Origin of the sequence: Novosphingobium sp. PhB165 (genome assembly GCF_004341845.1) — a bacterium.
Classification (GTDB): domain Bacteria; phylum Pseudomonadota; class Alphaproteobacteria; order Sphingomonadales; family Sphingomonadaceae; genus Novosphingobium.
The window spans coordinates 588,596-608,374 of record NZ_SLVB01000001.1; the positions used below are offsets into that span (position 1 = coordinate 588,596).

The 19,779-nt window shown below is 64.5% G+C and carries 22 protein-coding genes; 15 read left to right on the top strand and 7 right to left on the bottom strand.

Annotated features, from left to right (window positions below; all coding sequences use genetic code 11):
• Positions 1-43: 43 nt before the first annotated feature.
• Entirely contained in the window at positions 44-1,573 is a 1,530-nt protein-coding gene (gene atpA, locus EDF56_RS02870) for a F0F1 ATP synthase subunit alpha (RefSeq protein WP_132385208.1), read from the bottom strand.
• 13 nt (positions 1,574-1,586) lie between these two features.
• The gene (locus EDF56_RS02875) at positions 1,587-2,141 is read right to left on the bottom strand and encodes a F0F1 ATP synthase subunit delta (protein ID WP_132385209.1); all 555 of its coding nucleotides are present in this window, start codon (positions 2,139-2,141) and stop codon (positions 1,587-1,589) included.
• Positions 2,142-2,367: 226 nt separating this feature from the next.
• On the opposite strand from EDF56_RS02875, the gene EDF56_RS02880 reads away from it, so the two are divergent.
• A complete protein-coding gene (locus EDF56_RS02880) occupies positions 2,368-2,847 on the top strand; it encodes a DUF1203 domain-containing protein (protein WP_132385210.1) in 480 nt (159 codons plus the stop codon).
• Positions 2,844-3,896 carry a bifunctional DNA-binding transcriptional regulator/O6-methylguanine-DNA methyltransferase Ada gene (gene ada / locus EDF56_RS02885; protein WP_132385211.1) on the top strand — a complete coding sequence of 351 codons (1,053 nt, stop codon included), beginning with the start codon at positions 2,844-2,846 and terminating at the stop codon, positions 3,894-3,896. Before EDF56_RS02880 ends, ada begins: the two co-directional genes overlap by 4 nt.
• On the opposite strand, the gene EDF56_RS02890 is transcribed toward ada, so the two are convergent.
• Positions 3,881-6,046, bottom strand: a complete 2,166-nt coding sequence (locus EDF56_RS02890; RefSeq protein WP_132385212.1) for a primosomal protein N' — start codon at positions 6,044-6,046, stop codon at positions 3,881-3,883. The genes ada and EDF56_RS02890 overlap by 16 nt on opposite strands.
• Before the next feature lie 48 nt (positions 6,047-6,094).
• Between EDF56_RS02890 and EDF56_RS02895 the strand changes: the two genes are divergently transcribed.
• The 6 genes from EDF56_RS02895 to EDF56_RS02920 all read left to right on the top strand — a co-directional run bounded on the left by EDF56_RS02895 (position 6,095) and on the right by EDF56_RS02920 (position 13,246).
• Entirely contained in the window at positions 6,095-6,829 is a 735-nt protein-coding gene (locus EDF56_RS02895; protein ID WP_243652351.1) for a DUF4197 family protein, read from the top strand.
• A gap of 443 nt (positions 6,830-7,272) precedes the next feature.
• Complete coding sequence (fsa, locus tag EDF56_RS02900; RefSeq protein WP_132385213.1) at positions 7,273-7,923, top strand: fructose-6-phosphate aldolase; 651 nt, start codon at positions 7,273-7,275, stop codon at positions 7,921-7,923.
• A 140-nt stretch (positions 7,924-8,063) separates the two neighbouring features.
• Positions 8,064-9,881, top strand: a complete 1,818-nt coding sequence (gene cobT, locus EDF56_RS02905; RefSeq protein ID WP_132385214.1) for a cobaltochelatase subunit CobT — start codon at positions 8,064-8,066, stop codon at positions 9,879-9,881.
• Between the two features lie 86 nt (positions 9,882-9,967).
• On the top strand, positions 9,968-10,630 hold the full coding sequence (locus tag EDF56_RS02910; protein WP_132385215.1) for a nitroreductase: 663 nt from the start codon (positions 9,968-9,970) through the stop codon (positions 10,628-10,630).
• A gap of 56 nt (positions 10,631-10,686) precedes the next feature.
• Positions 10,687-12,138 carry a cysteine--tRNA ligase gene (gene cysS / locus EDF56_RS02915; RefSeq protein ID WP_132385216.1) on the top strand — a complete coding sequence of 484 codons (1,452 nt, stop codon included), beginning with the start codon at positions 10,687-10,689 and terminating at the stop codon, positions 12,136-12,138.
• Positions 12,139-12,307: 169 nt separating this feature from the next.
• Positions 12,308-13,246, top strand: a complete 939-nt coding sequence (locus tag EDF56_RS02920; protein WP_132385217.1) for a D-2-hydroxyacid dehydrogenase — start codon at positions 12,308-12,310, stop codon at positions 13,244-13,246.
• A 181-nt stretch (positions 13,247-13,427) separates the two neighbouring features.
• Here EDF56_RS02920 and EDF56_RS02925 read toward each other — a convergent pair whose 3' ends face one another.
• Positions 13,428-13,814: a hypothetical protein gene (locus EDF56_RS02925; RefSeq protein ID WP_243652352.1), complete on the bottom strand. Its 387-nt coding sequence runs from the start codon at positions 13,812-13,814 to the stop codon at positions 13,428-13,430.
• Complete coding sequence (locus EDF56_RS26310; protein ID WP_132385218.1) at positions 13,804-13,992, bottom strand: hypothetical protein; 189 nt, start codon at positions 13,990-13,992, stop codon at positions 13,804-13,806. The genes EDF56_RS02925 and EDF56_RS26310 overlap by 11 nt, the downstream gene beginning before the upstream one ends.
• Positions 13,993-14,169: 177 nt before the next feature.
• On the opposite strand from EDF56_RS26310, the gene EDF56_RS02935 reads away from it, so the two are divergent.
• Both EDF56_RS02935 and EDF56_RS02940 read left to right on the top strand, forming a co-directional pair.
• Entirely contained in the window at positions 14,170-14,724 is a 555-nt protein-coding gene (locus EDF56_RS02935) for a S24 family peptidase (RefSeq protein ID WP_347812967.1), read from the top strand.
• 41 nt (positions 14,725-14,765) lie between these two features.
• Positions 14,766-15,449, top strand: coding sequence for an MBL fold metallo-hydrolase (locus tag EDF56_RS02940; RefSeq protein ID WP_132385220.1), 684 nt, complete (start codon positions 14,766-14,768; stop codon positions 15,447-15,449).
• Between the two features lie 65 nt (positions 15,450-15,514).
• On the opposite strand, the gene EDF56_RS02945 is transcribed toward EDF56_RS02940, so the two are convergent.
• Entirely contained in the window at positions 15,515-15,907 is a 393-nt protein-coding gene (locus EDF56_RS02945) for an MAPEG family protein (RefSeq protein ID WP_132385221.1), read from the bottom strand.
• 177 nt (positions 15,908-16,084) lie between these two features.
• On the opposite strand from EDF56_RS02945, the gene rpmF reads away from it, so the two are divergent.
• The 5 genes from rpmF to EDF56_RS02970 all read left to right on the top strand — a co-directional run bounded on the left by rpmF (position 16,085) and on the right by EDF56_RS02970 (position 19,184).
• Positions 16,085-16,264 (top strand): 50S ribosomal protein L32, encoded by a 180-nt coding sequence (rpmF, locus tag EDF56_RS02950; protein ID WP_132385222.1) that lies wholly within the window; start codon positions 16,085-16,087, stop codon positions 16,262-16,264.
• 28 nt (positions 16,265-16,292) lie between these two features.
• A complete protein-coding gene (gene plsX, locus EDF56_RS02955) occupies positions 16,293-17,354 on the top strand; it encodes a phosphate acyltransferase PlsX (protein ID WP_132385223.1) in 1,062 nt (353 codons plus the stop codon).
• Positions 17,354-18,322 carry a beta-ketoacyl-ACP synthase III gene (locus tag EDF56_RS02960; protein ID WP_132385224.1) on the top strand — a complete coding sequence of 323 codons (969 nt, stop codon included), beginning with the start codon at positions 17,354-17,356 and terminating at the stop codon, positions 18,320-18,322. Before plsX ends, EDF56_RS02960 begins: the two co-directional genes overlap by 1 nt.
• Positions 18,323-18,433: 111 nt before the next feature.
• Positions 18,434-18,730 (top strand): integration host factor subunit alpha, encoded by a 297-nt coding sequence (locus EDF56_RS02965; RefSeq protein ID WP_132385225.1) that lies wholly within the window; start codon positions 18,434-18,436, stop codon positions 18,728-18,730.
• A 46-nt stretch (positions 18,731-18,776) separates the two neighbouring features.
• Positions 18,777-19,184 (top strand): MerR family transcriptional regulator, encoded by a 408-nt coding sequence (locus EDF56_RS02970; protein ID WP_132385226.1) that lies wholly within the window; start codon positions 18,777-18,779, stop codon positions 19,182-19,184.
• A gap of 47 nt (positions 19,185-19,231) precedes the next feature.
• Here EDF56_RS02970 and EDF56_RS02975 read toward each other — a convergent pair whose 3' ends face one another.
• Positions 19,232-19,777, bottom strand: coding sequence for a histidine phosphatase family protein (locus EDF56_RS02975; RefSeq protein ID WP_132385227.1), 546 nt, complete (start codon positions 19,775-19,777; stop codon positions 19,232-19,234).
• Positions 19,778-19,779: the final 2 nt, after the last annotated feature.

Here is a 19,779-nt window from a genome sequence, read left to right on the forward strand (position 1 = left end):
CCGGCCGCCGCGATGGCAGCCGGAACGGAGGATCAGGTCAATCTCAGGCGAACTGCTTGGCGAACGCGTCGAGCGCAGCCTTGGTCTTCGCCTTGGCTTCGTCACCGAAGTCCTTGGTCGAACGGATCAGTTCGAGAACGTCGGCGTGCTTCTCGTGCATGAAGTCGAGCATTTCGGCTTCGTACTCGGTGACCTTCGAAACCGGCAGGGCATCGAGGTAGCCGTTGGTGCCGGCGAAGATCGACAGCGTCTGCTCTTCGAACTTCAGCGGCGAGAACTGCTTCTGCTTGAGCAGCTCGGTCAGGCGCGCACCGCGGTTGAGGAGCTTCTGGGTCGAAGCGTCGAGGTCCGAACCGAACTGGGCGAAGGCCGCCATTTCGCGGTACTGCGCCAGCTCCAGCTTGATCGAGCCGGCAACCTTCTTCATCGCCTTGGTCTGTGCCGAACCGCCGACGCGCGACACCGACAGACCCACGTTGATGGCCGGACGGATGCCCTGGTAGAACAGGCCGGTTTCAAGGAAGATCTGGCCGTCGGTGATCGAGATCACGTTGGTCGGAATGTAGGCCGAAACGTCGCCGGCCTGCGTTTCGATGATCGGAAGCGCGGTGAGCGAGCCGTTGCCGTTCTCGTCGTTCATCTTCGCAGCGCGCTCAAGCAGGCGGCTGTGGAGATAGAACACGTCGCCCGGGTAAGCTTCGCGGCCCGGAGGACGACGCAGCAGGAGCGACATCTGACGGTAGGCGACGGCCTGCTTGGAAAGGTCGTCGTACACGATCACGGCGTGCATCGCGTTGTCGCGGAAGAACTCGCCCATCGCGGCGCCGGTGTAGGGCGCGAGGTACTGCAGCGGAGCGGGCTCCGAAGCGGTAGCGGCGATGACGATGGAGTATTCCATCGCGCCGTTTTCTTCGAGCTGACGCACGATCTGCGCAACGGTCGAGCGCTTCTGGCCGACGGCGACGTAGATGCAGTAGAGCTTCTTGGATTCGTCGGTGCCGGCGTTCGCTTCCTTCTGGTTGATGAAGGTATCGATCGCGACAGCGGTCTTGCCGGTCTGGCGGTCACCGATGATCAGCTCGCGCTGGCCACGGCCGACGGGAACGAGGGCGTCGATCGCCTTCAGGCCGGTCTGCACGGGCTCGTGCACCGACTTGCGCGGGATGATGCCGGGAGCCTTGGCTTCGACGCGGGCGCGCTTTTCAGCAACGATCGGGCCCTTGCCGTCGATCGGGTTGCCGAGAGCGTCCACCACGCGGCCGAGCAGGCCCTTGCCGACGGGAACGTCGACGATGGTGTTGGTGCGCTTGACGCTGTCGCCTTCCTTGATCTCGGCGTCCGAGCCGAAGATCACGACGCCGACGTTGTCGGCTTCGAGGTTGAGGGCCATGCCCTGCACACCGTTGGCGAATTCGACCATTTCGCCGGCCTGGACCTTGTCGAGGCCGTGGATGCGGGCGATGCCGTCACCCACCGAGAGCACGGAACCGACTTCCGAAACCTGGGCTTCGGTGCCGAAATTGGCGATCTGGTCCTTGATGACCTTCGAGATTTCTGCGGCGCGGATGTCCATTGTGGTGCCTTTCTTAGCCCTTCATGGCCTGGGCGAGCGAATTGAGACGGGTGCGGATCGAGCTGTCGATGCGCTTGGAGCCGATGGTGACGACAAGGCCGCCGAGCAGATCGGCGTCCACGCTGGTCTTCACGCTGATCTTGCGGCCCTCGCGCAGTTCCAGCTTCTGGCGCAGCTCTTCGACCTGAGCGTCGTTGAGCGGGTGCGCCGTGGTGACTTCGGCAGTAGCCTCACCGCGCTGGGCGGCGGCGATCGCTGCGAAGGCACGAATGATCTGGGGCAGCGCGGAAAGGCGGCGATTGGCCGCCAGCACGCCGACGAAGTTCTTCGTCAGGGCGGAGAGGCCAAGCACGTCGGCAACAGCCTCCATGGCCGCACCGGCCGCCTTGCGGCTGATTTCGGGGTTGCGAATCAGGTCGGCGAGGTCGCCGTTTTCCTTGATCGCAGCGCCGATACGGTCGAGGTCGCCCTCGACGTTCGTTACGACGCCGTTCTCGCTGGCAAGGTCAAACAGCGCCGAAGCGTAGCGCCCTTGCAAGCTGGCTTTGATGCCGCCGGAATTCTCCACGCGTGTCCTATCCTTACATCGGGTGGGCTGAGGCACTTGGGTACACGAATATAACGTGCCCCCCGGCCCGCAGACGGGGCGCGCATAGCGACGATAGTGTTACTATGCAAGGCGCGGGAGGGCGCTTGGGGACAATGCCTAAAAAAGCGGTTTGAAAGCAAGGCACGGGAAGCGCCGTTGGTTTCAGTGCTGCAGAAGTTCCGGTGAAGCGAGACCGGAGTTTTTCATGACCTATCGAATCGTTGGCCTGCGAACGGCCCCGTTTACCCACTATTTCTCCATGAACGACCGGGAACTCATTGATTCCGGAGCGCGGCGTCTCATTGCGGACAGCGATTCCGGCTATCCGTGCCGCGTCAGTTTGCGGGATGCCGAGGCGGGCGAGCGCGTCCTGCTCGTGAATTTCGTGAGCCACGAAGTCGCCAATCCTTACCGCACCGCGCATGCGATATATATTCGGGAAGGTGCGAGCGAGGCCGAACCCTTCGTCGATCGGCTCCCGCCGGTGTTCGAGGGAAGGACGATGTCGCTGCGTGGTTTCGATCGCGATGGAATGATGGTTCACGCACTTCTTGCCGCACCCGGCACGGTGGAGGCGGGCATAAGTTCGCTGTTCTCCGATCCGGAGGTCGCTTGCATCCACGCGCACAATGCTGCCCATGGCTGCTTCGCCGCGCGGATCGAACGCGAGGGAGACGGACTGTGACACATACTGTTGCCAAACCAGACGACGAGCGTGCCTGGCAGGCTGTGCTGGCGCGGGATCGGAAATTCGACGGGCGCTTCGTTACCGGCGTCCTTTCCACCGGCATCTATTGCCGCCCCTCGTGTTCCGCGCGCCATCCCCGGCGCGAGAACGTCCGCTTCTTCGCCGAACCGGCCGAGGCCGAGCGTGCGGGGCTGAGGGCTTGCCTGCGGTGCCGCCCGAACGACGTGTCGCGCGACGAGGAGGCAGTCACCCGCGCACTGGCGATGTTGGACGAGGTAGGCGATACCGCGCCGGGGCTGGCCGAACTGGCCGAGACGGTGGGCTACAGCCCCACGCATTTCCAGCGCGTGTTCAAGCGCGCGGTCGGGCTCTCACCCGCCGAATATGGCCGCGCGCGGCGGTTCGAACGGGCAGGTGAGGCGCTCAGCGGCGGTGCGAGCGTGACCGAGGCTATCCATGAGGCCGGTTTCAGTGCGCCTTCACGCTTTTATGAAAGCAGCGCCGAGCGTCTGGGTATGGCACCTTCGGCATGGCGGGATGGCGGCGGCGGCGTGCGGATCCACTGGGCAGTCGTTGCCACGACGCTGGGACGGATGCTGGTCGCCGCGACCGACCGGGGCGTCTGCCGTCTGTCGTTCGACGAAGACCGCGAGGATCTGGCCGCGCGCTTTCCCAAGGCGGAACTGATCGAGGGCGGCGAGGATTTCGCGCGGCTGCTTGAGGATGTCGTCGCCGCAGTCGAGCAGCCCGAGCATTCGCAGCGGATCCCGCTAGACGTGCAGGGCACGGCCTTCCAGCAGACAGTCTGGCGCGAATTGCAGCGCATTCCGGCGGGAGAAACGCGGACTTACGCGCAGATCGCCGCCGCAGTGGGCAAACCCGGCGCGGTACGGGCGGCGGGCTCGGCCAATGGCGCCAACAATGTCGCCGTGCTGATCCCCTGCCACCGCGTGATCCGCTCCGACGGCGCGATTGGCGGCTATGCCTATGGCGAGGCGATCAAGCGCGAGCTGCTCCGGCGCGAGAACGCTCAGACGAAACTGTAGGGGTCGATATCGATATTCACGCGCACGCCGCGCGGGAATTGCAGCGGCTCCAGCCATTCGCGCAGCATCTTCTGCAATTCGGCGGAGCGGCGGGCGTTGATGAGCAGGCGGAAGCGGTGGCGTCCGCGCAGCAGCGAGAGCGGCGCCGGAGCAGGGCCCAGCACCAGCATGTCGGGATGGTTGGGCGCGGTGCCGCCGATCGCGCGAGCGGCGGCTTTCGCTTCGGCCTGATCCTCGGACGATACGATGATTGCTGCCCATCGGCCGAAGGGCGGGGCATTGGCGTCGCGCCGGGCCTCGATCTCGGCACTATAGAAAGCATCGCGATCCCCGGCGGCGAGGGCGGCGATCACGGCGGCCTCGGGATGCCGCGTCTGGATCAGCACTTCGCCTGGCTTTTCGCCGCGACCGGCACGCCCGGCGACCTGCGCGACTTGCTGGTACGTGCGCTCGGCCGCCCGCAAATCGCCGCCTTCCAGCCCGAGATCGGCATCGACCACCCCGACCAATGTCAGTTCGGGGAAATGGTAGCCCTTGGTGACGAGCTGGGTGCCGACGATCACGTCGATTGCCTTGTTCTCCGCCTTGGCGACGAATTCGTTCATCGCCTCTGCCGTGTTCATCGTGTCCGACGTCACCAGCGCCACGCGCGCTTCGGGCAGGATTTCCGCCACTTCGTCGGCAATCCGCTCGACGCCGGGGCCACAGGCGACGAGGCAGTCACCCGTTCCGCATTCGGGGCAGGCGTCCGGTACCGGCACTTCGTGGCCGCAGTGGTGGCAGGCAAGCCGCTTGGAAAACCGGTGCTCCACCAGCCATGCCGTGCAGTTCGGGCATTGGAATCGATAGCCGCAATGGCGGCATAGCGTCAGCGGCGCATAGCCCCGGCGGTTGAGAAACAGCAGCGATTGTTCACCGCGCGCGAGACGGGCCTTCATCTCCTCGACAAGCCGGGGAGCCAGCCATTTGCCGCGCTCGGGCGCTTCCTTGCGCAAGTCGAGGATCTGGATATCGGGCAATTGCGCGCCGCCGAAGCGGGCGGGCAGGTCGATCTTGCGATAGACCCCGGCTTCGGCCAGCTGCATCGATTCCAGCGCCGGAGTGGCACTGGCGAGAATGACCGGAAACGCCTCGAACTTGGCGCGCATCACCGCCACATCGCGGGCGTTGTAGCGCACGCCGTCGTCCTGCTTGAACGAGATTTCGTGCGCCTCGTCGACCACGACAAGGCCCAGATTCGCGTAAGGCAGGAACAGCGCCGAGCGGGCACCTACAATGACCTGAGCGTTACCTAGAACGATCGAACGCCACGCGCGGCGCCGCTCGCTGGACTTGAGCGAGGAGTGCCAGAGGATCGGCGGCACACCGAAGCGATGCTCGAACCGGCGGAGGAAATTTTCGGTGAGCGCGATCTCGGGCAGCAGCACCAAGACCTGCCTGCCGAGCCGCAGCGCTTCGGCCACGGCTTCGAAATAGGTCTCGGTCTTGCCCGATCCGGTAACGCCGTCGAGCAGGAAGGGCGCGAACTTGTCCCCGCGCACCGCCTCGACGAAAATGTCCGCAGCGGCCTGTTGCCCTTCCGAGAGTTCGGGCACCGCGAATGCCGGATTGGCGCGCGGATAGGGTCGGTCGAGGTCGACCACCACCGGCTCCAGCAGCCCCGCGCCGACCATGCCGCGCAGCACGCCGTCGGAAACCGAGGCCAGTTCGGCCAGTTCCTTGATCGAGGCCTGCTCCCCCTGCAACGCATCCAGTGCGGCGGCGCGCTGCGGGGTGAGGCGGGCGGGTTCCGCGCCTGTCAGCCGGTATTCGGTGGTCGTCCCGCCGCCGCGCAGCGCGGCCATCGAGCCCAGCGCCATGCGGGCCACCGAAGACAACGAGGCGCAGTAGTAATCCGCCGTCCACTCGATCAGCCGCCGCAGCCGGGTGGGGAGAGGGGGCACCGGCAGCACTTCCAGAATCGGACGTAGTTTGCTTTCAGGCACTTCCTGCGCGCTCAGGCGTTCTGCTTCCCACACGATCCCCAGCACTTGCCGGGGGCCGAGCGGCGCGATCACCACGGATCCGTATTCGACCGCCATGCCTTCGGGCACGCGATAGTCGAGCACGCCCAGCGCGGCATTGAAGACAAGGATTCGAATGCGTTTCATCTGAAATGCATATAGGCACTCGGACAAGGGCACGTGAAGGAGATGATGATGGTGAATTGGGGATCGCCTGAATCGGTCGGGCAGCAGAACGACTACAGAATGGCCCGCCGCACGATGTTGGGCGGGTTGGTGGTGGTGGGCGGCCTTGCGCTGACCGGCATGCTTTCCGGATGCGCAACAATGGGTCTGCCCGGAAGCAGCCCCGCCGATGCCGAGCCGGTACGGCGCCTGATGCGCTATTCTTCCGAGCGGGCCTTTACCTGGCTGGTGCAGCCCGATGGCTTCTGGACCAGCCCGGTCGCGCGCATTCCGCTGCCGGTGCTGTTCACCCGCACCGGTTCGACCAAATCGGCCGTACTGAAATCGCCGAAATTCCGCGAACAGCTTCAGCATCAGCTCAACACGATTGCCAGCCAGAGCGCCGGGGCGGCCGCCTCGGTGGTGTCGCAGACGGCGAAGGACATGGCCATTCCCAACGCCGCGGGAGTGCTGCGCGGGGGCAGGACCGAGGCCACCACGCTGCTGCGCAAGGCCGTGGGGCCGGGCGTCGTCAACGCGATGATGCCGGGGATCGAGCGGGCCATGCAGCAGACCACCGATCCCACGCTGGGCCAGGCGATCGCCGCGCTCAAGGGCGTGACGATCACCGATGCCGCGCATGCCCTCGCGATCGAGGCCGACAATTCGATCTGGTACGAGATCGGCTCGGCCGAAGCCGCGATCCGGCAAGATCCCGCGCAGACCAACGACGCCGTGCTGATCGGTGCGCTGAAGGGCGGCTAAGGCGGATCGGGGCGAATTCGAACGAAAAAATCCTGCTTAGTCATTGCGATATTCCGGAAGGATTGCGCCTTTCCGGCCGCACAGACTGTTCCATCAGAATCCCGTCATCCCCGCGAAGGCGGGGATCCCGCTTCTTGTGCAAGACGAGAGCTCGCCAAGAAGCGGGGCCCCCGCCTTCGCGGGGGCGACGAGGCGATGAAATTCGGGCGGTGCCATCAATGACGTCATCAATATCGAGTGCTCGCATCTTGATGATGCGGTCAGTCGGCACCGAATTCATCCGCGCGTTCAAACACCGGCTTCAAAAACCAGCGCTGGCCGGCTCCCGTTTTCGGCGGGGTGTTCAGATTGGGCGCGCTTGCCTATAGCGGGCGCCAGAATCGGCGCTGGATCCCTCGCTCGCGCCGAACTGCCGTTACGGGCCCCATCACAGGATTTGTGCCATGAAGTTCTTCGTCGACACCGCCGACACCGCCGAAATCGCCGACCTTGCCGCCACCGGCCTGCTCGACGGCGTGACCACCAACCCGTCGCTGATCGCCAAGTCCGGCCGTGACTTCATCGAAGTCACCAAGGAAATCTGCGGCCTCACCCATGGTCCGGTCAGCGCCGAAGTCGTCGCTCTCGACCACGCAGGCATGATGCGCGAGGCCGAAATCCTCCGCAAGATCGCGGACAACGTCTGCATCAAGGTTCCGCTCACCTTCGACGGCCTGAAGACCTGCAAGGCGCTCACCAGCGACGGCACCATGGTCAATGTAACGCTGTGCTTCTCGGCCAATCAGGCGCTGCTCGCTGCCAAGGCCGGCGCTTCGTTCGTCTCGCCCTTCGTTGGCCGTCACGACGACAACGGCTTCGACGGCATGGACCTGATCCGCGACATCCGCCTGATCTACGACAACTACGCCTACGAGACCGAGATCCTCGCCGCCTCGATCCGCCACCCGGTCCACGTGCTCGAATGCGCACGCATCGGCGCCGACGTTGCGACGATGCCGCCGGCGGTCATCAAGAACCTCGTCAAGCATGTCCTCACCGACAAGGGCATCGAAGGCTTCATGGCGGACTGGGCCAAGACCGGCCAGTCGCTCTGATAGCCGCGCTCTTAAAATAAGCCCACCTTCGGGTGGGCCGGCGCAAGGCCAGCAAATTCAACGCCGGAGGTGCATCGCGCCTCCGGCGTTTTGCATAGCGGCGGCTTGCACAGGCGCGGCTATGACGCCATTGAGCGGTCATGTCCGATGAAACACCCGTCGATCGCTTCAAATTCGCGCTGACCGGCGCCTCGCGCGCCATTGCGCAGGATGCCGAGGTCGAGGTCAACTGGACGGCGGATGCCCCCAGTGCCAGCGGCGGAACCTTCCGCGTTCCGATGCCGGGCCGTTCGGTCCCGCGCGGCGCGGCGATGCAGGCGCGCGGCTATGCCGACAGCTTCGCGCTGCGGCTGCGCCATCATGACGACCGTCTGCACATGCGCCATGCCCCCAGCGAGCCTTCGGCGCGGGCCTGCTACGACGCGGTGGAGGCCGTGCGCTACGAAGCGCTGGGCGCCAATGCCTATGCCGGCATGCGCGACAATCTCGACGCCTCGCTCGAAGCGCGCATCGCGACCGATCCGATCTCCCGTGCCGACAGTCCGGACAAAGTGCCGGTGCCGACCGCGTTGGCGCTGATGCTGCGCGAACGCCTGACCGGACAGCCCGTGCCCGAGGCAGCCCAGACCGGCGTCGCCATGGTCCGCCGCTGGATCGAATCGAAGGCGGCTGCCGATTTCGACGCGCTCGCGGGACTGCTGGAGGATCAGAAGGCTTTCCAGAAGCTCTCGCTCGACATGCTCGCGCATCTCGAGATGACGCAGGCCGATGAAATCGACATGCCGCCCGAGGACGCCGACGACATGGACGGCGACGAGGAGACCGAGGACGACGAGACCGGCGACGAAAGCGGGCGCGAGGAACAGCCCGCCGAAGCCGCCGCCGAACCCTCGCAAGGTCAGGACGAAGGCGAGAGCGAGGCCGAGGGCGAAAATTCCGAGGACATGGACGAGGGCGAGGAAGGGCAGGAAGGCGAGGAGGGCATGCTCCCCGTCCGGCCCAACCGGCCGTGGACGGACATTCCCGACAGCTTCGACTACAAGGTCTTCACCGAGGCTTTCGACGAAGTAACCAGCGCCGCCGACCTCTGCGACGAGGAAGAGCTGACGCGCCTGCGCGCCTATCTCGACGCGCAGCTCAAGGGGCTTCAGGGCGTGGTGGTGACGCGCCTTGCCAACCGGCTCCAGCGCCGCCTGATGGCGCAGCAGAACCGGTCCTGGGACTTCGATCAGGAAGAGGGCATGCTCGATGCCGCGCGGCTGGCCCGTGTCGTCGTCTCGCCCGGCCAGTCGCTGTCCTACAAGATCGAGCGCGATGTCGAGTTCAAGGACACCGTCGTCACTCTGTTGCTCGACAATTCGGGTTCGATGCGCGGACGCCCGATCTCCATCGCGGCGATCAGCGCGGACGTGATGGCGCGCACGCTGGAGCGCTGCGGCGTGAAGGTCGAGATTCTCGGCTTCACCACGCGCGCCTGGAAGGGCGGACAGAGCCGCGAATCCTGGCTGGCGAGCGGCCGCCCCGCGCATCCCGGCCGCCTCAACGACTTGCGGCACATCATCTACAAGAAGGCCGACGAACCCTGGCGCCGCGCGCGCAAGAACCTTGGCCTGATGATGCGCGAGGGCCTGCTCAAGGAAAACATCGACGGCGAGGCCCTGCTCTGGGCGCACAGCCGCTTGCTCGCCCGGCAGGAGGATCGCCGTATCCTCATGGTGATCTCCGACGGCGCGCCGGTCGACGATTCGACGCTCTCGGTGAACTCGGCCGGTTATCTGGAGGCGCACCTGCGCCGCGTGATCGAATGGATCGAGGCGAAGAGCCCGGTCCAGCTTGTCGCCATCGGCATCGGCCATGACGTCACGCGCTATTACCGCCGTGCCGTCACGATCATGGACGCAGAGCAGCTTGGCGGCACGATGATCGAGCAGTTGGCGGGACTGTTCGAAGAAGAGTGATTTTTCTACCGGGCGGTATTGTATCTGTACCGCCCGGTCCCAAGTTCGGCGGCGGTTTGCAAACTGTCGCCAACGAAGGGAAATTCATGAACGTCACTGACGCCGTCCTCAGCCGCCGCTCGATCCGCGCATTCAGCGACGAGCCGGTGAGCCTCGACGTGCTGCGCCGCGTGCTCGACAAGGCGCGCATGGCGCCTTCGGGCTGCAACTTCCAGCCTTGGGAAGCGACCGTATTGACCGGCGAGCCGCTGAAGGCGCTGCAGGACAAGATGCTGGCCAGCCAGCCGCAGGATCCCGAGGAATACAACTGGTCGGCCCCGATGCAGTCCCCGCGCCACGCTGCGCGTCTGCATGAACTGGGCGGCTTCATGTATGGGGCGATGGGCATCGGTCGCGACGATGGTGAGGGCCGCAAGGCATTCATGAACCAGAACGTCACCTCGTTCGGTGCTCCGGCGCTGCTGGTCTGTTATTTCGAGCGTTTCATGGGGCCGCCGCAGTGGTCGGACGTGGGTATGTGGCTCCAGACGATCATGCTGCTGCTGCGCGAGGAAGGCCTCGATTCCTGCCCGCAGGAATGGATGGGTCTCTACGCCCGCCTCATCAAGGACCATATCGGCGTGTCGGACGAGACGCACCTGCTGTTCTGCGGCCTTTCGATCGGCAAGCGGCTTGATGTGCCGGTAAACGCCTTCGATCGCCCCCGCGTCGCGCTGGACGATCAGGTGAAGTTCCTCGGTTTCGAGTAACGGTAATGCCGGGCGCGGCTTGACTGCGCCCGGCTCCTGCCTAATTGCCCTCGGTCATGACCGAAACGAAGTCCTTGACGCTGTTCAACAGCCTGACCCGCCAGCTGGAGCCGTTCCAGCCTGTCCACGCTGGCGAGGCGCGGGTCTACAGCTGCGGGCCCACGGTCTACAATTACCCCCACATCGGCAATATGCGCGCCTATGTCTTCGCGGACATTCTGGGCCGGACGCTCAGCCATGCGGGCTACAAGCTCACCCACGTCATCAACATCACCGATGTCGGGCACCTGACCGACGACGCCGACGCCGGCGAGGACAAGATGGAGAAGATGGCGCGGACGCAGGCCCAATCCATCTGGGACATCGCCGCGCATTACACGCAGGCCTACTGGGCCGACATCAAGGCGCTGAACATCCGCCAGCCGGCCAAGTGGTCTATCGCGACCGACTATGTGCCGCAGATGATCGAATTCGCCGAGAAGATCGCGCCAAACCACTGCTACGAATTGGAAAGCGGGCTCTACTTCGACGTCTCCACCGTCTCCGACTACGGCCGCCTCGCGCGTGCCGTCACCGATGAGGGGGAAGGGCGCATCGAGGCGGTCGAGGGCAAGCGCAATGCCGCCGACTTCGCGATCTGGCGCAAGACGCCCGCGGGCGAGAAGCGCCAGATGGAATGGGATTCGCCGTGGGGCAGGGGCGCTCCCGGCTGGCATCTCGAATGCTCGGTGATGTCGGGCGACCTGCTCGGCTTCCCGTTCGACATCCACACCGGCGGCATCGACCACCGCGAGATCCATCACCCCAACGAGATCGCGCAGAACCAAGCATTCTGCTGCACGAATGGCCTCGACGTGCCCGCAAATTCGGGCGCGAAGCTGTGGATGCACAACAATTTCCTCGTCGAACGCTCCGGCAAGATGAGCAAGTCTTCCGGCGAGTTCCTGCGGCTGCAACTGCTGATCGACAAGGGTTACCATCCGCTTGGCTACCGCATGATGTGCCTTCAGGCGCATTACCGGTCGGAGCTTGAGTTCTCGTGGGAGGGCCTTGCCGCCGCGCTTGTGCGCCTGAAGCGCATGATCATGGTGGTGGAGCGGCTGGGCGACGTGGAGCCGGGCGATGCCCGTCATCCCAAGCTCGCGCCGATGCTCGAAACGTTCGAGAAGGCGATTGGCGAGGATCTCAACACCGCCGTCGCGCTGACCGCGCTGGAGGAGGTCCTGGCCGCCAAGAAGGTCGATCCCGGCGCCAAGCGCGCGGCGATCGAGGCGATGGATTCGGTGCTCGGGCTCGACCTGTTCGGTACCGGCCGCGCGGACCTTCGAATCCGCCCCAAGACCGCCGAAATCACCGAGGCCGAGATCGAGGACGTGCTCGTCCGCCGCAAGGCCGCGCGTGCGGAGAAGGACTTCGCCACATCCGACGCCCTGCGCGACGAACTCGCCGCCAAGGGCGTGGAAGCGATGGACGGCGACCCGCTCGGCTGGGAATGGAAGCTCGGCTGACTCCATGGAGGGCACCCGGGTCTGCGCCTCTCGTCTGGTGCTATTGCGGCAGACGCCATCATCACGCCGAAAAGCGCAATGATGTCTGCTGGACAGGCCCTTGCCATCCTGTCCCCGCTTGCCGATCTTCGTTAACTTCAAGAATTTGCAGAATTCCGGAGTACGAAGAATGACCGCAGCCCTCATCAACGCCCGGTCGCGGCCGCTGCTGGAAGGGGGTTTGCCCGAGGGCGTCGAGCCGCTCTGGTTCGAGAGTCACGATCAGCTTCTGGAACTGGCGCCGCGGGCTGATGTCGCATGGCTGGATCCTATTCCCCCGGCAGTGGCTGGGGAGTTCATTGCACGGGCGGGCAAGCTCGCCTGGTACAACGCCATGTCCTCCGGCGTGGACTGGTTGCCGCTGAAACTTCTGGCCGAGCGGGGCATTCGACTCACCAATGGAGCAGGGATCCACGCGCAGTCGGTCGCGGAATATGCGGTGATGGGTATGCTTACCGTAGCCAAGGGCTGGCGCGACGTGGTGCGCGCGCAGGATCGTCACGAATGGCTGATGGGGCCGCCCGGCAAGCGCGAGTTGCTCGATTCGAAAGTCCTGATCGTCGGTGCGGGTGAGATCGGCGGACGCATTGCAGAAATCCTGCGCGCCTTCGGGGCCGAAGTGACCGGCGTGCGTCGCAGTCCGGGCCCGGGCGAACTCGGGACGGGTGAATGGCGCGCAAAGCTTGGCGGGTTCGACTGGGTGATCGCCATCGTGCCGTCGACGCCGGACACGCTGCGGATGTTCGGTGCGACGGAATTTTCGGCGATGAAGCGAGGGGCGGTCTTCCTCAACTTCGCGCGCGGCACGGTGATCGAACAGGACGCGCTGCTTGCCGCCATCGATTCGGGGCATCTTGGCGCCGCGTTCCTCGATGTGACCGAACCGGAACCGCTACCGGCCGACCACCCGCTCTGGTCGCGCGATAACGTGCATGTCTCGATGCATTTGTCCGGCCGGGCACAAGATGCGCTGTTCGAGCGGGGGGCGGCGCGGTTTCTGGCCAATCTTGGCCGATTCGTGCGCGGCGAGTCGCTCGCGCACGTCGTCGACTTTTCGTTGGGATACTAAGGCAAAGCTGCAAGGGGCCGCCAAATTTTCCCGTCATCCCCGCGAAGGCGGGGATCCCGCTTCTTGAGCCCGACACGAGAGGTTGAGAGGCAGCGGGACCCCCGCCTGCGCGGGGGTGACGGAGTGGTCGGACTGATGACTCCCATCGATATGCGGCGCTTTGGCGGGCGCAGCCGAAGCGTCAGGTTTCGTCGAGAAGCAGCAATTCCACCTCCACGATCATGCATGCCGGTGAACCAGCCACATGATCGACTCCGGCGATCGTCGCATCGGCCACAAGCTGGCCGGGCAGAGTGAATTCATGGTCGGGCAGGGCGGCAATCAGGGCTTCGCCCGCGTCGAGACCGTCCCGGCCCGTGAATTCCAGCGCGATGGTATGGCGTGAACCGGAGAAGGTCGCGCTGCTCCACGGCCGTTCGGCATGGCGCTGGAACTCGGCGCGCGGGCCGGCGAGGTGCAGCACATCCGAAAGCAGCAGCAGCCAGGGCCCGCGGGAGTGCGATTCGGTACCCAGCGCGCGGCGGGCGGTCGTAAGCGGCGATGCGGAATCCAGGGCCTCAGAACGCATGATCGGCCTCCTTGTAAGTGGCCATGAAGCTTTCGACGCGGGCGGCGGTGCCGGGACGCGGCATGCGGCCATTGCGCAAATCGACAACGAATCGGGGGTCGCCGGCGGCGAGTCGGCCGAACTTGGTGCACGGCATGTCGGTGGTGCGCAGGAAAATCTCTATCTGGCGCAGGAGCATCTTGGGGGTGTCCTCCTATGGACGGCGGTTTATGTTCTCCAAATGTTCCAACTGAAATCCTACTTGTCTAGGAAATTTCCTTCGCGTACGGATTATATTATGGAAAGCGCCGATGCCCGCAGCCGCCTGCTTGAACTTGCCGATGGGCGGGGTGTGAGCCTCTCCGCCCTGTCCCGGATGATCGGCAAGAATGCGAGCTATCTTCAGCAATTCATTAAGAAAGGTAGTCCGAAAAAGCTGGAGGAGGTGGACCGAAGCGCGCTCGCCCGTTTCTTCGGCGTGGAAGAGAGCGAGCTGGGAAAGGCGAAGGAAAATTACGACGCGGCACCGGCATGGGTCGGCGTTCCGCGCCTGACCGTCGGGGCATCGGCGGGGCCGGGCGCTCATGCCGGGGATGAAGAAGTTTTCGGCACGCTGCGTTTCTCGGCCCGGTGGCTGCGGTCGATGGGCCTGAGCCCGGAAATGCTTTCGGCCATCACGGTCTCGGGCGATTCGATGGAGCCGACTCTGCGGCACGGTGACGAGATTCTTGTCGACAGCGAATGGCAGCCGCTGCGCGACGGCATTCATGTCGTGCGGCTCGACGATACGGTGCTGGTCAAGCGGTTGGGATCGGTGGGGGCAGGCCGCGTCGTGCTATCCAGCGACAATCCGGCCTATCGCCCCATCACCTGCGGACTTGCCGAAATCGTGGTGATCGGCCGAGTCGTCTGGAAGGGCGGCCGAATCTAGTCCGGTTGCAATCGAGAAGGCTTGCGGCCATTTCGGCAGGCATGACTGAAACTGCCGACGAACGACCGATGCGCGTGGGAATCATTCCCGTGACGCCGCTCCAGCAAAACTGCTCGCTCTTGTGGTGCACGAAGACCATGCGCGGCGCTTTCGTCGATCCCGGTGGGGACTTGCCGAAGCTGCGCAAGGCGCTGGAGCAGACCGGCGTGACGCTGGAAAAGATTCTCGTCACCCATGGGCATCTCGATCACTGCGGGATGGCCGGGGTGTTCGCCAAGGAAATGGGCGTTCCCATCGAGGGGCCGCACGAGGAAGATCGCTTCTGGATCGCGCAGCTCAATGACGACGGCCCGCGCTGGAACATGGAGGCGCATACGTTCGAACCGGATCGCTGGCTCGATACCGGCGACAAGGTGACCGTGGGCGAGCTTGAGCTCGATGTCTATCACTGCCCCGGACATACGCCGGGCCATGTCGTGTTCCACCATGCGGTCAGCAAGTTCGCGATGGTGGGCGACGTGCTGTTCCAGGGCGGAATCGGACGCTGGGACTTCCCGCGCGGCAATCTCGAAGATCTTGTGAACTCGATCACCGGGCAGCTCTGGCCGCTGGGTGACGAAGTGACCTTCGTTCCGGGGCATGGCCCCGTCAGCACCTTCGGCGAGGAGCGCCGCAGCAACCCTTATGTAGGCGATGCGGCGCTGGCGCGGGGTCTGCCTGCCTGAGCGCGCGCTCAGGGGGCGAGTCTATATATGTATGTGTAGAAGCCCGGTTTCGGCCGGGCTTCTGCTCAGAATCGTCCGAGGGCGATCAGAAGCGCCATGACCGACAGGCCCAGCAGCGTGAGGATGGTGATGATCGTCCCCGCGGCGCGGAGCAGGTTCGGACGGTCCAGATCCATGCCAAAGGCGTGGAGCACGCGCCCCAGCATGAAAATCGACCCGACGATGGCTAGCCAGGCCCCCGCCTTGCCGGTCATCTCGATCGCGGCGACGAGGATCAGCACGAACGGCGTGCTCTCCACGAAATTGAGCTGCGCGCGCATGCGATAGGCAAGCCGCGCGTTGCCGCCATCGCCGTGGAGAACCTTTTCCTTGGTGCGAAGCTGGCCGATGCGGAGTATATGCCAGAAGGTAATTACCGCGGCAGCGGCTGCCAGGCACAAGGTTGTCTGCAGAATCATGTGAGGTTTCTCTCCGTTCCCCGGGGTGTTGCGGTTTTCGCGTTCATGCGCCGGGGAGGAACGGGTTGCAACTCGTGAGAAATCGGTTATAGGCGCGCCTTCGCAAGCCGCCGGTCCGGTTGAAGTCGGTCTCGGCGGCATTTTTGACATTCATTTATTCCAGGAACAGGTGCCGAAATGGCTGTCCCTAAGAGAAAGACCACCCCTTCCCGCCGTGGCATGCGCCGCAGCCATGACGCGCTGAAGGTCGAGGCTTTCCACGAATGCTCGAACTGTGGCGAGCTGAAGCGCCCGCACAACCTTTGCAACGCTTGCGGCCACTACAACGGTCGTGAGATCGTCGCGGTCGAAGTCTAAGACCAACGACGACTTTCGGAGAAAGAGCATGAGTCTGCCGCGTATCGCAATCGATGCGATGGGCGGCGACGAGGGCGTGCGCGTCATGATTGAGGGCGCGGCACTCGCGCGCCGTCGCCATGATCGCTTCAAGTTCCTGCTGGTGGGTGACGAGGCGCGGATCAAATCCGCGCTCGAGGATCACCCGAACCTCAGGGCTAGCTCCGAAATCCTGCACACCGATGGCGTCATCAGTGGCGAGGACAAGCCCAGTCAGGCATTGCGCCGGGCCAAGGGCACCTCGATGGGGCGCGCTATCGAGGCGGTGAAGGCGGGCGACGCCGGAGCCGCCGTCAGTGCCGGTAACACCGGCGCCCTGATGGCGATCTCCAAGCTGACGCTGCGCACGATGCCCGGTATCGACCGGCCGGCCTTGGCTGCGCTGTTGCCGACGCTGGGTGAAAACGACCTCGTGATGCTCGACCTCGGCGCCAATGCCGAGTGCGACGCGCGCAACCTCGTGCAATTCGCGATCATGGGCGCTGCCTATGCCCGCGTCGCCACGGGGCGCGAGCAACCGCGCGTGCGTCTGCTGAACATCGGAACCGAAGAAACCAAGGGCACCGACATGCTGCGCGACGCGGCAGCGATGCTCAAGGCGGCGGCGGCCGACCTGTCGATCTCGTTTGACGGCTTCTCCGAGGCCGACAAGCTGGGGCGCGGGGACATGGACGTCATCGTGACCGATGGTTTCTCCGGCAATGTCGCGCTGAAAGCGGTGGAAGGCACGGCGCGTTTCGTGGCCGATCTGCTTCGCCGCGGCTTCAGCAGCTCCCTGCGTTCGAAGATCGGGTTCCTGATCTCGAAACCGGCGACCGAGCTGCTCAAGCATCATCTCGATCCCAACAATCATAATGGCGCGGTTTTCCTGGGTCTCAACGGCATTGTCGTGAAAAGCCATGGCGGTGCCAATGCCGCCGGGGTCGCGAATGCCGTGGCGGTTACGGCGCGCCTCCTGGAGGAAAACGTGACCGAGCGGATCTCCGCCGACCTCGCCCGCGTGGGCGGGACTTCCCTGCGCAAGCCGCGCGTGACGGAAGAGAGCGCCTGATGTTGCGTTCGGTCATTGTCGGCACGGGCTCCGCCCTGCCGCGCCGTGCGGTCAGCAATGCCGAGCTTGCGGAGCAAGTCGACACCAGCGACGAGTGGATCGTCGAGCGCACCGGCATCTCCAACCGCCATATCGCTGCCGACGACGAAACGACGTCCAGCCTTGCCACCGATGCCGCGCGCAATGCGCTGGCGGCGGCGGGGATCGAGGCGGCTTCGATCGACCTGATCGTGCTCGCCACGGCGACGCCTGACCAGACCTTCCCGGCTTCCGCGACTCTGGTGCAGGCGAATCTCGGCTGCCGAGGCGGAATCGCCTTCGACGTGGCCGCGGTATGCTCGGGCTTTCTCTATGCCTTGGGCGTGGCCGACTCGATGCTGCGTTCGGGCATGGCCAAGCGCGCGCTGGTGATCGGTTCGGAAACCTTCAGCCGCATTCTCGACTGGGAAGATCGCACGACCTGCGTGCTCTTCGGCGACGGCGCCGGGGCCATCGTGCTCGAAGCGCAGGAGCAGGACGGTGAGAATCTGCGCGGCGTGCTTGCCACCCGCCTTCATGCCGACGGCGCTCACAACCAGCTTCTCTATGTGGACGGCGGTCCTTCGACCACCGGGACCGTAGGCAAGCTGCGTATGAAGGGCCGTGAGGTTTTCCGCCATGCGGTGGTGAATCTGGCGGAAGTCCTTGAGGAAGTGCTCGTCGAAACCGGCCATACTTCGCAGGATATCGACTGGCTGGTGCCACATCAGGCCAATGCCCGCATCCTCGACGCGACGGCCAAGAAGCTGAATCTGCCAAGAGAAAAGGTCGTGATGACCGTCGGCCAGCACGCGAATACGTCCGCCGCATCGGTTCCGCTGGCGCTAGATCAGGCCGTTCGCGATGGCCGAATCAAGCAGGGCGACCTCGTTGTACTCGAGGCAATGGGCGGCGGATTTACCTGGGGAGCAAGCCTCGTCCGCATGTGAATTTGCCCGCGATCGAAAGTATCGTGGCATTTACTGCACGGAGCATTGCTTTTCCCTCATTTTTTCATATTATCGTCATGGGGGTCAGCGCTCTTAGGGGATGCGGGATTGATGCGCTCCATGGAAACATTGACCAGGGCTGAGATCGCGGAAGCCATTCACCGGAGGCTCGGGCTCTCACGCGCCGAATCGCTGGGCATGGTGGAGGCTATACTCCAGCACATGTCGCTCGCACTTACCGATGGGGAGAACGTAAAGATCTCCGGTTTCGGTACATTCCTGTTGCGAGACAAAGGCGAACGTGTCGGACGCAATCCGAAGACGGGGGTGGAAGTGCCCATTACCCCGCGCCGGGTGATGACATTCCGCGCCAGCCAGATGCTCAAGGATCGCATCGCAGAGATGTGATCGTGGCCGCTCCCGCGGGGCGGCACCGCCCAGAGGAGCCCGTTTCATGTCCGGAAATTCGGAACGTCCCCGCTTCGAGGACGGGAAGGATGCGCAGGCACTTCGCACTATCGGCGAAGTGACGAAGGCGCTTGGTGTGCGCCAGCACGTGCTGCGTTACTGGGAAGAACAGTTTCCCGCACTCCAGCCGATCAAGCGGGCCGGGGGGCGGCGTTACTATCGCCCGGAAGACATTGCGCTGATTGCCGAAATCGACCGTCTCGTTCACCACGAGGGCTATACCCTGCGCGGCGCGCGCCAGGCGATCGAGGGGCGTTCCGATGAGGGCGAAAGCGCCGGGCCTGTCGTCGTCGAGGCTGTGATTCCGGCGCATGACGTCGTTTCCAATGACGAAATTATGGATCGCCTGCGCGCCATTCGGGCGCATCTAGCCCAGGCTTTGGTCGCGGCCTGACAAGGTTTCGATAGGGCGGGCACCTTTATGGACCCGCCATTTCCTTCTCAATATTCGACTTGCGGACCCAGCGCCGGGTCAAGATCGCGCGGGCGAGTCAGATGGACCAGCCGGCCGCGGCCCTCGCTGATGTCCGCCCACGAATCGATATCGAGTTCGATCACCGCAAAGGCGGCGGTAGGGAACTTTTCCTCGACCATGTCGCGCATCGGGCTTGATCCATCGTCGGGCACGAGGTCGAAGATCAGGTCTTCCAGACCGGGATTGTGGCCGACCAGCATGATCGCGCGGGGATCGCCCGACTGTTCGCGCAGCAGGTCGATCAGCGTGGCGGAACTGGCGAGATAGAGTCGGCGGTCCCACGTGAGCGGCGGCGACTCGCCGGCGGCTTCTTCGGCCAGTTCGATGGTCTGCGCCGCACGCACGGCGGGCGAGGCCAGTATCCGGTTCCACTTTACCGTGTGATCGCGGATGTGCAGGCCCATCAGTGCCGCGCCCTTGCGTCCGCGCTTGTTGAGCGGGCGGTCGAAATCGCGCAGACGTGCATCGTTCCAGTCGGACTTGGCGTGCCTGAAAATGCCGAGAGTCTTCATGC